Origin of the sequence: Brevibacterium sp. S111 (assembly GCF_004745075.1) — a bacterium.
Classification (GTDB): Bacteria; Actinomycetota; Actinomycetes; order Actinomycetales; family Brevibacteriaceae; genus Brevibacterium.
In genome coordinates, this window is the sequence record NZ_RHFH01000001.1 from 168,795 (window position 1) to 181,570 (window position 12,776).

Annotated in this window: 13 protein-coding genes; all 13 read right to left on the reverse strand. The window is 65.0% G+C overall.

What is annotated here, in order from left to right:
* Positions 1 to 124 precede the first annotated feature (124 nt).
* The gene (locus EB836_RS00880) at positions 125 to 457 is read right to left on the reverse strand and encodes an Lsr2 family protein (RefSeq protein ID WP_135537235.1); all 333 of its coding nucleotides are present in this window, start codon (positions 455 to 457) and stop codon (positions 125 to 127) included.
* Complete coding sequence (locus EB836_RS00885) at positions 423 to 668, reverse strand: hypothetical protein (RefSeq protein WP_135537236.1); 246 nt, start codon at positions 666 to 668, stop codon at positions 423 to 425. Before EB836_RS00885 ends, EB836_RS00880 begins: the two co-directional genes overlap by 35 nt.
* 5 nt (positions 669 to 673) lie before the next feature.
* On the reverse strand, positions 674 to 2,233 hold the full coding sequence (gene lysS, locus EB836_RS00890) for a lysine--tRNA ligase (protein WP_135537237.1): 1,560 nt from the start codon (positions 2,231 to 2,233) through the stop codon (positions 674 to 676).
* Positions 2,234 to 2,277: 44 nt separating this feature from the next.
* Positions 2,278 to 3,168 carry a DUF2520 domain-containing protein gene (locus tag EB836_RS00895; protein WP_135537238.1) on the reverse strand — a complete coding sequence of 297 codons (891 nt, stop codon included), beginning with the start codon at positions 3,166 to 3,168 and terminating at the stop codon, positions 2,278 to 2,280.
* Positions 3,165 to 5,102 (reverse strand): PH domain-containing protein, encoded by a 1,938-nt coding sequence (locus EB836_RS00900; protein ID WP_135537239.1) that lies wholly within the window; start codon positions 5,100 to 5,102, stop codon positions 3,165 to 3,167. Before EB836_RS00900 ends, EB836_RS00895 begins: the two co-directional genes overlap by 4 nt.
* Positions 5,103 to 5,104: 2 nt before the next feature.
* Positions 5,105 to 5,605, reverse strand: coding sequence for a PH domain-containing protein (locus EB836_RS00905; RefSeq protein WP_135537240.1), 501 nt, complete (start codon positions 5,603 to 5,605; stop codon positions 5,105 to 5,107).
* Entirely contained in the window at positions 5,602 to 6,063 is a 462-nt protein-coding gene (locus EB836_RS00910; RefSeq protein ID WP_135537241.1) for a DUF3180 domain-containing protein, read from the reverse strand. Before EB836_RS00910 ends, EB836_RS00905 begins: the two co-directional genes overlap by 4 nt.
* 28 nt (positions 6,064 to 6,091) lie before the next feature.
* Positions 6,092 to 6,991, reverse strand: a complete 900-nt coding sequence (gene folK / locus EB836_RS00915) for a 2-amino-4-hydroxy-6-hydroxymethyldihydropteridine diphosphokinase (protein ID WP_135537242.1) — start codon at positions 6,989 to 6,991, stop codon at positions 6,092 to 6,094.
* On the reverse strand, positions 6,988 to 7,839 hold the full coding sequence (gene folP, locus EB836_RS00920; protein ID WP_205683263.1) for a dihydropteroate synthase: 852 nt from the start codon (positions 7,837 to 7,839) through the stop codon (positions 6,988 to 6,990). Before folP ends, folK begins: the two co-directional genes overlap by 4 nt.
* A gap of 26 nt (positions 7,840 to 7,865) precedes the next feature.
* Positions 7,866 to 8,489, reverse strand: coding sequence for a GTP cyclohydrolase I FolE (gene folE, locus EB836_RS00925; protein WP_135537243.1), 624 nt, complete (start codon positions 8,487 to 8,489; stop codon positions 7,866 to 7,868).
* Positions 8,489 to 10,675 (reverse strand): ATP-dependent zinc metalloprotease FtsH, encoded by a 2,187-nt coding sequence (gene ftsH / locus EB836_RS00930; RefSeq protein ID WP_135537244.1) that lies wholly within the window; start codon positions 10,673 to 10,675, stop codon positions 8,489 to 8,491. The genes folE and ftsH overlap by 1 nt, the downstream gene beginning before the upstream one ends.
* 203 nt (positions 10,676 to 10,878) lie before the next feature.
* A complete protein-coding gene (gene hpt / locus EB836_RS00935; RefSeq protein WP_135537245.1) occupies positions 10,879 to 11,430 on the reverse strand; it encodes a hypoxanthine phosphoribosyltransferase in 552 nt (183 codons plus the stop codon).
* Between the two features lie 46 nt (positions 11,431 to 11,476).
* Positions 11,477 to 12,748: an MFS transporter gene (locus EB836_RS00940; protein WP_135537246.1), complete on the reverse strand. Its 1,272-nt coding sequence runs from the start codon at positions 12,746 to 12,748 to the stop codon at positions 11,477 to 11,479.
* Positions 12,749 to 12,776 lie beyond the last annotated feature (28 nt).

Sequence of the window (12,776 nt, forward strand, 5' to 3'; positions counted from 1 at the left end):
ATTGTCGCTGCCGCTCCATTCGCGAAACCCTTGCGGGTCCAATATGAAAAGACCTGAGGGGCCAGCGATGGAATTCGCTGACCCCTCAGGTCTGTTTGGCTGATTTCAGCTTTCGAATGGCCTCTTACTTCTCGGCGGCTTCGTAGGCTTCGACGATCTCCAGTGGGATCCGGCCACGGTCACCGAGCTGGTATCCGTTGTTCTGAGCCCATTCGCGGATCTTCGCGGTGTCGCGTTTGGGGCCGGCGCTCGAACCGGCGCGCCGACCGCGGCCGCCGGTATTGGCTACACGACGTGCCTTCGCGATGAATGGGGCGAACGTCTCACGGAGCTTTTCGGCATTCTCTGTAGAGAGCTCGAGTTCATACGTAGCCTGGTCAAGGCTGAAGCGAACGGTCTCTGCCGCTTCGGATCCGTCGAAATCATCCGTGAGAACGAGGCGCATTTCCCTTGCCATGTTCACTCTTTTCGTAATCAGAAGTATTTGTCGCAGTCATCTTAACATCTGATTCCGGGGCATTGTCGACTTCGTTAACGTCAATTTCAGAATAGTATTTATCGACCTGTTCGCGTTCATTGCGATCTGCGCGCACGATATTCTTGAAGACATACCAGAACAGCAATGCCACGCAGATCGATGGAAGAAGCGCTTTGAGGATATCGAGCATCGTAATCAGCCCTCCTGAGCTGTATCTTCCTGTGAAGCCGCCAAAGGCTTGGTGAATGGGAACAGAATCGTTTCGCGGATTCCCAAACCGGTCAATGCCATGAGCAGGCGGTCCAGTCCCATTCCCATTCCGCCGGTCGGCGGCATTCCGTGCTCCATGGCCATGAGGAACTCCTCGTCGAGGCCCATGGCCTCGTCGTCGCCGCGTGCGGCGTCGGCTGCCTGCGCTTCGAAGCGCTCACGCTGGATGATGGGGTCGACGAGCTCCGAGTAGCCGGTGGCCAGCTCAAAGCCGCGCACGTAGAGGTCCCATTTCTCCACGACGCCCTTCTTCGTCCGGTGCTCACGCACCAGCGGTGAGGTGTCGACGGGGAAATCGGTGACGAAGGTCGGTGCCCACAGCCGGTCCTGGTAGAAGTGCTCCCACAGCTCTTCGACGTATTTGCCGTGTGAGCGGAAGACGCCGGACAGGTCCACGTCGTTGTCGGCGGCAATCTTGTCCAGCACATCGAGACCGGTCTCCGGGGTGACTTCGACGCCGGATTCCGCGGACAGGGATTCGTACATGCTCACCACGGCCCAATCGCCGCCGAAGTCGTATTCGCTGCCGTCTTCGAGGGTGACCACGAGCGAACCGGTCGCGTCCTGCGCGGCGTTCTGGATGAGAGTCTTCGTCAGATCCGCGATCGAGTGGTAGTCACCGAAGGACTGATAGGACTCGAGCATCGCGAATTCCGGCGAGTGCGTGGAGTCCGCCCCTTCGTTGCGGAAGTTGCGGTTGATCTCGAAGACGTTCTCGATTCCGCCGACGACGGCGCGCTTGAGGAACAGCTCCGGCGCGATGCGCAGGTACATGTCGATGTCGTAGGCGTTCATGTGCGTCGTGAACGGACGCGCCGAGGCACCGCCGTGCATGGTCTGCAGCATCGGGGTCTCGATCTCGACGAAGTCCTGTTCGGCGAAGGTCCGCCGCAGCGAGGTCATCACCTTCGCCCGGGTGAGCATCGTCTTCCGCGCCTGTTCGCGGGTGATGAGATCGAGGTAGCGCTGACGGACGCGGGTGTCTTCGGCCAGTTCGGTGTGCAGACCCGGCAGAGGGCGGATGGCCTTCGACGCCATCTGCCAGGAGTCCGCGAGCACGGAGAGCTCACCGCGCTTGGACTTGATGACCTTGCCGTGCAGGAACAGGAAATCGCCGAGGTCGACATCGGACTTGAAGTCGTCGAGTCGGTCCTGGCCGACCTCGCGCAGAGAGAGCATCCCCTGCAGACGGGTTCCGTCGCCGGCCTGCAGAGTCACGAAGCAGAGCTTGCCGGTGGTGCGGACGAAGACGACACGGCCGATGACACCGACGATGTCCTCGGTCTCCTCACCGGCTTCGAGCCCGTCATGGGCGGCGTGGACGTCGGCGAGACTGTGAGTGCGAGGCACCGAGACGGGGTAGGCTTCGGTACCGCCGTCGAGGAGACGCTGGCGCTTTTCCTTTCGGAACCGGATCTGCTCCGGATCGAGATGTTCGGGTGAAAGGTCTGCGTTCTCAGGTGTCTTCGAGTCGGTGTTCGCCATGCCTCAAGGCTACCGTGGACCGGGCTCGCGGGGGAATTCGGCGATCACTCGAGGACCGTCAGAATCTCCTGTGCCTGCGCATCTGTGATCCGTCCCATCGCCAGCGCCTTCGACGTCGTCGATCGGGCCAACGCGATGTAGCTGTTGCGGGCGGCGGGGTTGGAACGGCTGAGACTGAATTCGCTCAGCGCTGCCAGGTGAGCGGCCACGGTTCCGACATCGCCGCGACTGACCGGTCCGGTCAGGGCCTTCGGCCCGTTCTGGAGGGTGTTGGCCACACTCGCGTCGACAAGGGCGCCGAGGACATGGGCGGGATCGCTCACCCCCGCCTCGGTGAGCATCTCCATCGCTTCGGCGATGATCGTGATCGAGTGGTTCGAGGCGTGAGTGATGGCGGCGTGGTAGAGGGGACGGTCGGCTTCGGCGATATCGATCGGTTCGGCGCCGAGTTCGACGACGAGCGCCTCGCCGACCGGACGGATCGGTGCCGGTGCGGTGACCGCGATCGTCGCCTGCCGCAGGCGGGTGAGGTCGACGTCGGTGCCCGTGAACGTCAGCGACGGGTGCAGGGCGATGGGCAGTGCCCCGAGGCGGGTCCCGGCGTCGAGGGCCTCTGTGCCGTATCGACCCGAACAGTGCACGAGGATCTGACCGGGATGGAGGCGTCCGAGGTTCGCAAGCCCTGTCACCAGTGGCGCGATCTCGTCGTCCGGTACAGCCACGAGGACGAGTTCGGCGCGTTCGGCGATCTCATCGGGGTCGAGGACGGGGACTCCGTGAAGCATGTCAGCGGCTCTGTCGCGGCTGGCCTGCGAGGTGGCGCTGACGCCGACGATCGCGTGTCCGGCCTGTCGCCAGGCGGCGCCGATGCTCGCTCCGACTCGACCGCAGCCGATGATGCCGATGCCCAGCCGTGGGGCGTCGCTCTGGTTCATCGTTCGTCCTCCTCGGCGGGGTTCGGGCTGTGCTCGAGCACAGCGGCCTGTCCGGTCTTCGCGTCCTTGGTCACGGCATCGAAGTGCTGCCGGGCCAGTCGGGTGCGTTCGGCGTGTTCGGTGAAGAAGCGTTTGGCGTCCTCGGCGCTCTGGTGCGTGACTCGCGGGTCGACGGGACCGGCGGTCGAGTGCACGGCCACCGAACCCAGTCCCAGCGCCCGCATCAGTGGCCCCTGGTGGTAGCGCAGGGACTGCACCCGCACATGGGGGACGAAGTCGACGCGGCGGTTGAATGCCCCGAGGCGGAGCACAAGCAGCGATTCGGTCAGGGCATAGGCGCGACGCTTCCACACGAAGGGGTCGAGGATCCGCGAGGAACGCGGCTGCGGATGGAACATCGCCTCCGCCGCGGCGGCGTTCGGGTCGGCGGATTTCCGGTCATACATCGCCGAACGCACCAGAGTGTCGGCACCCACGCCTTCGTCCAGCTGCGGATCCGGCAGTGCCAGTCCGACCATGAGCAGCGCCTGGTCGAGGTCGCCGACGGGCAGCAGCAGGTTCGTATCGTGGTCTCCGCCGGCGCTGGCGATGTTGTATTCGGCTTGCCACCATCCGGCCCATCGCCACAGCAGAGGCTGATACAGACACACCGCTTGGATTCGGTCGAGCGGGATGACTTTGCGCGAGGTGGAGAAGAGTCCGTGGTTGACGGCCAGACCGGATTCGCCGAGGCGGACGACGAAGTTCGCGTTGTCGAGGTTCTTCCGGAACACGGAGAAGGCCGCGAAGATGCCCGGCAGGACACCGACGAGCATCGGGATGAATGCCTCTTTGATGCCCATGGCCATGAGCACGATGGCGATGACGATGACGATGACGACCACGGCCGCAGAGATCAGGGTCTCGGGCTTGAGCAGGGAGGCCACGACCACCCGGTGGACGGGCACACGGATGATCTCACCTTCCTTGCCGACGCTGGTCGAGAGGTTGTACGGCGCAAGGAGTTCGTTGAGGCTGCCTTCGGCCTCGTGTGAGACATCATCGGCCATCGCACCGAGTCGTTTGCTCAGCCTCACGCCGATGCTGTCGTCACGGCGTTCGGGCACGCTGCGGTCGACACCGGAGCTCGCCGGCTCGGCAATGTCCGCGGCGTTCTCGGCCTCGGGGAGGGCCTGCGCAGCGTGCGCTCCGCTGCCCGAGGGCCCCGCGACTGAGAGGTCCGCAGCTGAGGGACCCCCAGCTGAGGGGCGGTCGGGTCCGGCCGTCCCGGCGGTGTCGGTCCTCTTCTTCGCCCTGACCGCGGCCAGCAGTTCGTCACGCAGCTCTTCGGCGCGCTTCTTCGACAGGTACTTCAGTGAGATGTTCGAGTCACTGCCACCGGCGACGTCGAAGACGAGTTCGGCCATGCCGAGCACGCGGGGCAGCAGCTTCTGCTGCAGGTCGATCGACTGCACTCGGTCGAGTCGGGCCTTGCGCAGCTTCTTCGACAGCAGGCCTCGGCGGTAGTAGATCGCTTCGGCGTCGACTCGGTAGCCCATGACCCGCCAGGCCAGCCAGCTGAACATCGCGGTGAGCAGGAGGATGAGGATGATGCCGCCGACGATGCCGAGGATCGCCAGCGGGTGACCGCCGATCCACTCGGCGAACGTGAGGTCGACCGACCGGCCGGAGGCCAGATCTTCGACGGCGTTCTGGAAGACATTCTGCAGCCCATAGGCGGCAGCGATGAAGATGCCGACGAGGACGGCAAGACTTTCGATGATCGGCGTCAGCGGGTGGACGCGATGCCAGATCTCCGGAGCCGCTGCCCCTTCCAGCGCATCAGAGACGTCACTGTGGGACGCTGCGTGCACGGAGCGTTCGGCCTCGGCGGACTCGGGCAGCGCCGACGCGGCCGCTTCCTCGGTGTTCTGCTCGGGTTCGTCTGCGGCCATGTTCACAGCCCCGCCAGATTGGCCTGGCCGAGTCCGGCGAGGCTGTCGCGCAGCCGATCGGCTTCGGCGCGGGGCAGCCCGGGAATGGTGGCGTCGGTAGCGGCCGAAGCGGTGTGGAGTTTGACCGTCGCGAGGCCGAAGATGCGGTCGATCGGGCCGGCGTCGACGTCGACGAACTGCAGGCGTCCGTAGGGGACGACGGTGGCCTTGTGGAACATGATGCCGCGGCGGATGAGCAGGTCGTCTTCACGTTCGGCATAGCCGATCGCACGAGCCTGGCGCAGGACGATGATCGTCGAGGCGATCCCGTAGGCGAGAATCGCGATCCAGATCAGGTGCAGCCACGGCACATCGGCGGTGAAGATGATCGCGCACACGAGCGCCGCGATGAACATCGGCACCAGGAAGATCATGCTCGCAAGGACTTCCTTCACCCCATATTTCGGACTCACCCTGTTGAACGGCACATCGGCACCGATGGTGAAGAAGTGGTCGCGGTTCATGCTGTTTCAGCTCCCGGCGGGTCTTGGGGTGGGATTTCGCAGAATCCCTCGACGATGATGCCCACGATCATGAGGACCGCGGCAGAGATGACGGCGACAAGCATACCTGCTGCCAGATCGTTGCGGATGCCCGGTGTGGACAGGAAGTAGTAGCCGGCGTTGCCCAGATACCACCCGGCCAGTCCCGCTCCGGTCAGTGCGCTGGCCTTGGCCATGACCGCGACCCGTGCGGCTTGGAGGGGGTCGATCTCCTTGGTCCGGTCGCCGTCGTTCCATTTCTTGATCGGCCACCCCAGCAGCAGGAGGACGGCGGCGAGGACGAGCATGCCGATGATCGCGAACCACGGCACTCCCGGCAGGGAGAACCCTTGGCTTTCGAGCACCACATCGACCACGACCGCGAGAACCGTGCCGATCACGGCCCAGACGGCGAGGGTGGACGAGGAGGTTCTCTGCATGGTTCCCAGTCTCTCAGATCAGCGTCGGTTATCCAGATGTGATCCGGGCGATGTCCTGGTCATCGAGTTCGGCGAGGATCTCGCCGATCGGGCGCGCACCGTCCGGGGTGCGCACCATCGTCTCGCCGACGAGTTCGGCCCACGGGGCCAACACGAATGCCCGTTCGTGAGCGCGCGGGTGCGGAAGCGTCAGTCGATTCGTCTCGGTGACGAGTTCGGCGGTGTCGCTGCCGTAGCGGATGAGGTCGATGTCGAGGGTCCGCGGTCCCCACCGCAACTCCCGGGTCCGCCCACAGGCGACCTCGATGCCCTGGGCCACGGAAAGCAGCTCGAGTGCCGGCAGGGTGGTCGCGACGATCAGTCCGAGGTTGAGGAAGTCGTTCTGTTCGACGCCTCCCCACGGGGCGGTGCGGTAGAACGAGGATCGGGCCTCCACCGTGATGTCCGGGTGCCGGTCGAGGGCTTCGACGGCTTGGACCAGGGTCTCGCGGGCATCGCCCAAGTTCGCGCCGAGGTTGAGGTACGCCTCGGCGCGGCCCGTGCTGTCTCCGGCCGGGGTGCGGAAGCGTTCGACTCGGATGCGCACATCGTCGAAGGTGCGTTGGATCGGAGCCGAGGGTTTGTGGACGACGACTTCGACGTGTGCGCACAGGCTCAGGCAGTGTTCGGCGATGCGTTCGGCGAGGGTTTCGATGAGGTCGAAGGTGTTGTCCTCGACGATGGCGGCGACATCCTCGGCGAGTTCTCCGTAGTGGATGGTCTCGGTGAGGTCGTCGGTGGCGGCGGCCGCGGCGACCGAGGTGTGCAGGGTGACGTCGATGACGAAGTCCTGACCCTCGCGCTTCTCGAAGTCGAAGACCCCGTGGTTGCCGCGCACGGTGAGGCCGCGCAGTTCGATGCGGTCGGGTGCCGCCTCGGGCCCGGTCATGCCCCCTCCTCCCCCGCTTCGGCAACGGCCGCGATGACCTTGCAGGCGATCGCCGAGGTGGCCGGATCGTGGACGCGGACGGCCCAGGCGCCCGCCTGCGCGGAGATCGCCGAGATCGTCGCCGTCGCCTGGTCCTTCGCCGCCTGCTGTGCGAGTTTCGGATCGTCGGGGCTGATGAGCGAGGCGATGAAGCGCTTCCGGCTGGCGGCGACGAGGAGCCGGTGGTCGAGCGCTGCGAATTCATTCAGGGCGGCCAGCAGCTGCCAGTTGTGTTCGGCGTTCTTCGAGAATCCCAGACCCGGGTCGACGATGATGTTCTCCGGCTTCACTCCCACGGCGATGGCTTCGTCGATGCGGGTCCGAAGCTCACCGATGACCTCGGCGACGACATCTTCGTAGTGGAAGGTCGCGGAAGCCTGGTCGAGGTAGCCGCGCCAGTGCATGAGCACGATCGGGGCGCCGGTCTCGGCGGCGACGCTGAGCATGGTCGGATCCGACTGTCCGGCGGAGACGTCGTTGATGATGTGGGCTCCCGCGGCCAGAGAGTCTCGGGCGACGCTGGCGCGCATGGTGTCGACGCTGATCACGGCGCCGGCGGCCGCGAGATCACGGACGACGGGGACGACTCGGCGCAGCTCTTCGGCTTCGTCGACGCGGGCCGATCCGGGCCTGGTCGATTCGCCGCCGACGTCGATGATGTCGGCTCCGGTGGCCATGAGTTCGAGGCCGTGGGCGACGGCTCGATCATGGTCGAAGTAGCGTCCGCCGTCGGAGAACGAGTCGGGCGTGACGTTGAGGACGCCCATGATCTTCGTGGCCGTCGCGGTGCTGTTCGTGGTCTTCTGCATGGCTGCTCTGCCCCTTTTGCCGACCCTCAGCGCCCGAGGATCAGGCTCATCGCTTCGGCTCGGGAGGCGCTGTCGCGCAGCTGACCGCGCACGGCCGAGGTGATCGTCGAGGCACCGGGCTTGCGCACCCCGCGCATGGTCATGCACAGGTGTTCGGCTTCGACGACGACGATGACGCCCTGCGGGTCGAGGTGTTCGACGAGCGCGTCGGCGATCTGCGCGGTCAGCCGTTCCTGCACCTGCGGGCGACGGGCATAGATCTCGACGAGGCGGGCGAGCTTCGACAGGCCGGTGACCTTGCCGTTCCTGCTGGGAATATAGCCGATGTGGGCGACGCCGTGGAAGGGCACGAGGTGGTGTTCGCACGTGGAGTACAGGTCGATGTCACGGACGAGGACGAGTTCTTCGTGACTGATGTCGAAGGTGACGCCGAGGACTTCGGACGGGTCGCGGTGCAGGCCGGCGAAGATCTCTTCATAGGCTCGAGCCACACGTGCCGGGGTTTCGACGAGACCTTCCCGGTCGGGGTCTTCACCCACGGCGATGAGGATTTCGCGCACCGCGGCGGAGATCCGCTCCTGATCGACGTTGTTCTCACGCCCGGCGGGGGCACGGCCGAGGCCCGCGGAGACCTCTTCGATATCGGCCATCAGTCGTTGCTTCCTCTGTTCTCGTCTGTATCGTTCGTCGTCGGTCCGGTGCTGCCGGGCCCGTCGTTCGGTCCAGTGGGTCCGGTCGGCCCGCCCGTCGGCCCGGTCGGGCCGGTGGGTCCGTTCGGGTTCTGCGGTCCGGGTGGGTTGTGCGGAACCTGTGGCCCGCTCGCTCCCGAGGGACCGGCACCAGGAATGTCGGTGGTATCGACCTCGGCTCCGCCGGGTCCTTCTCCGGCGTTTCGATCGTTCTGCGGTGCCGGCGGTTCGATGGGACCGCGTGCGGACACCGGACGTTCGTCGTGGGCCAGCCACACCTCGCGGATGGGACGTTTGACGACGTCGGCGAAGATCGCATCGAGTGCCGCCTGGTCGAGGGTCTCCCGTTCCAGCAGCTGGTATGCGAGGTTGTCGAGGACATCGCGGTTGTGCGTCAGCGCCCAGTAGGCATCGGCGTGGGCGGAGTCGATGAGCCCGCGGACCTCACGGTCGATCGAGGACAGGGTCGAGTCTCCGTATTCGTCGCCGCCGCCGTAGCCGCGTCCGGCGAAGGGCTCGGACTGGTCATCGCCGATCTTGACCATGCCCAGCTTCTCGGACATGCCGTACTGGGTGACCATCTTCCGGGCGATGTTCGTCGCCTTCTCGATGTCGTTGCTGGCCCCGGTGGTCGGATCGTGGAAGACGATCTCCTCGGCGACCCGACCGCCGATCGCGTAGGCGAGCTGGTCGAGCAGTTCGTTGCGGGTTGTCGAGTACTTGTCTTCGCTCGGCAGCACCATGGTGTAGCCCAGCGCCCGTCCGCGCGGAAGGATCGTGACCTTCGTGACCGGGTCGGTCTGATTCATCGCCGCTGCCACGAGTGCGTGCCCACCCTCGTGGTAGGCGGTGACGAGGCGCTCCTTGTCGTTCATCAGACGGGTCCGCTTCTGCGGGCCGGCGATGACTCGGTCGATCGCTTCGTCGAGGATTCGGTTGTCGATGACCTTCGCATTCTCACGGGCGGTGAGCAGGGCCGCCTCATTGAGGACGTTGGCAAGGTCCGCACCGGAGAATCCGGGGGTGCGCTTGGCGACCTGCCCGAGGTCGACCTCTTCGGCCAGCGGTTTGTCCGCCGCGTGGACCTCGAGGATGTGCTTACGGCCCTTCATGTCCGGGGCTTCGACGGGGATCTGCCGATCGAAGCGGCCCGGGCGCAGCAGCGCCGGGTCGAGGACGTCGGGACGGTTGGTGGCGGCGATGAGGATGACGTTGGTCTTGACGTCGAAGCCGTCCATCTCGACGAGCAGCTGGTTGAGTGTCTGCTCGCGCTCGTCATGGCCGCCGCCCATGCCGGCGCCGCGCTGACGACCGACGGCGTCGATCTCGTCGATGAAGATGATGCACGGGGCGTTGTTCTTCGCCTGATCGAACAGGTCGCGGACACGGGAGGCGCCGACGCCGACGTACATTTCGACGAAGTCGGAGCCGGAGATCGAGTAGAAGGGCACTCCGGCCTCGCCCGCGACGGCCTTGGCCAGCAGGGTCTTGCCGGTGCCGGGCTGGCCGTAGAGGAGCACGCCCTTGGGGATCTTCGCCCCCACAGCCTTGAACTTCTCGGGCTCGGCGAGGAATTCCTTGATCTCTTCGAGTTCCTCGAGAGCCTCGTCGACTCCCGCGACGTCCCCGAAGGTGACGTCCGGGTTCTCCTTGTTGACGAGCTTCGCCTTCGATTTGCCGAAGTTCATCATCTTCCCGCCCGACATCTGGGAGATGAGGAACCAGAAGACGACGAAGATGATGACGAACGGAATGAGCGTGCCCAGCAGCGACATCAGCCAGGACTGCTTGGGCACCTCGTCGGTGAATCCCTTATCGGGTTGGGCGGAGTCGACGGCCTTGACGACCTGCTCCCCGCGCTGGTCGACGTAGAAGAACTGGACCTTCTTGCCGAAGTCCTTGCCGTCGACCTTGAAATCGTCCTTGAGAGTGAGGTCGACGCGCTGGTCCTTGTCGACGATCTTGGCCTGTTCGACCTTGTCGTCATCCAGCAGCTGCAGACCCTGTTCGGTGTCGATCTGGCTGAAGCCGCTCTGACTGAACAGCAGTGCACCGATCGACACCACGAGCAGCGCCATGACGATCCAGACCAACGGGCCCTTCGTCGCCTTGGTGAACAGGGGGCGACGTTTGTTCGACTCGGCCATAAGTCCTCTCAGGAAAAAGATATGGGCAACCGTTTCAGGCTACCGAGGCTGCCTGGGAACATCCCCCACAGCCTAGTACTTCACACCGGTACAGCCCGAATGCGCCGCTGATCTATTCCGTCACAGGCACCGGGCCGAGGTGAGGTTCGCCGCAAGCGTAAATTCGCGGCAGCATTCCACCTCAGCTGCAGCGGTGTTCCGCCTCAGCTGTAGACGTGCTGAGCCAGGGTCGCGACGAAGGGCACATTGCGGTACTTCTCCGCATAGTCGAGTCCGTAGCCGATGACGAATTCGTTGGGCACGTCGAAACCGACGTACTTCACGTCGATGTCGACCTTGAGAGCTTCGGGCTTGCGCAGCATTGTGCAGATCTCGACGGTGGAGGCTCCGCGGGTGCGCAGGTTCTGGACCAGCCAGGACAGGGTCAGTCCGGAGTCGATGATGTCTTCGACGATGAGGACGTGACGGTCGGTGAGGTCGGTGTCGAGGTCCTTGAGGATGCGCACGACGCCGGAGGACTTGGTGCCCGATCCGTAGGAGGACACGGCCATCCAGTCCATCGTCACCGGTGAGTGCAGGGCGCGGGCGAGGTCGGCCATGACCATGACAGCACCCTTGAGGACGCCGACGAGGAGGATGTCTTTGTCTTTGTAGTCTTCATCGATGGCGGCTGCCAGTTCAACGAGTCGTGCGGCTATCTGCTCTTCCGAGACGAGTACCTTTTCGATGTCATTGCCGAGATCGTTGATGTCCACGAGTGTCGATTCTCCTCAGATGGGGTCCTGGAGATTCCATTATGGGTCACTTGGCCTCACCGGTGCCACTGTGCCGGGTGTCCGGAGCCAACTCTTCGTCGACGTTGCCGGGACCGGCCGAGAGCCAGCCGGTGATCGCCATGAGCGCGGAGATGATGACCATGAACCACAGCGGCACCTGCCAGCCCCCGCTCCAGCCGAGCAGTCCGCCGACGGCCAGGGGGCCGATGGCCGCGAGCACATAGCCCGAGGACTGCACGAATGCCGAGGTCGAAGCGGTGACGGACACGTCTCGGGTGCGGGAGGTGATGAGGGCCAGGGCGGCGGGGAACGCGAAGCCGCCGTAGCCGAGCAGGACCGCCCAGACCCATGGTGTGGTGGCCGGAATGAGCAGCAGGCCCATGTATCCGATGACGGCGCTGACACCGAATGAGACGAGGAAGGCGCGTGGGGCGATGTTCCGAACGATGATCTGCGGGGCGAGGAACCCTCCGGGCAGACCGCCGAAGGTCACGATGGTGAGCATGATTCCGGCGAGGAAAGGGTCGAGCCCGGCGTCGCGGTAGATCTGCGGCACCCACCCGAATTGGACGTAGGCGTTGGCCGATTGGAGTCCGAAGAACATCGCCATGTACCGAGCTTTCGGTGAGGAGAGCACCGATCGCCGAGGCGGCTGTTCCTCCCGTTTGTCACCGGGCTCTGCGACCTGTCCGGAGAGGATGGGCACGGACTTCAGTGTTCGCAGCACCGTCCAGGTGATGAGGGCCGACAGCGGGAGCACGAGCCAGAACCCGAGGCCGACACGCCACCCGCCGAAGCTCTCGGCCAAGGGCGCGGTGAACAGCGACGGCAGCATCGAACCGAGGCCGAGGGAGACGGTGAATGTCGTGGAGCCGAGGGTGGGTCGGTGTGGGAAGCGGGACTTGACGTAGACGGGCAGGATGACGTTGCCGATCGACATACCGGCCAGAGCGAGGACGGTGAGCAGAGCGAAGGCCACCCATTCGGTGACGAGGGCGCGCAGGCCGATGCCGACGACGATGAATGCCGCGCTCATGGCCAGAGCCGAGAACAGGCCGAGGCGTTTGAGCAGGGGCACGGCGATGATGCCGCAGATCGCGAACACGAGTCCCGGCAGTGCGGTGAGCAGGCCGGTCTGCCATTCGGCGAGTGAGAAGCCGTCTTTGACCTCGGAGAGCACCGGGCCGAGTGACGAAGCCGCGGGTCTCAGAGAGGCGGCGATGAGGACGAGGCAGGCCAGGGCCAGGATGTCCAGGCCCCGCGAGCGGCGGAACCCGGGCTCGGTCGAAGACGTCATGGGCTCATCCTTTCAGACCAGGGCCACT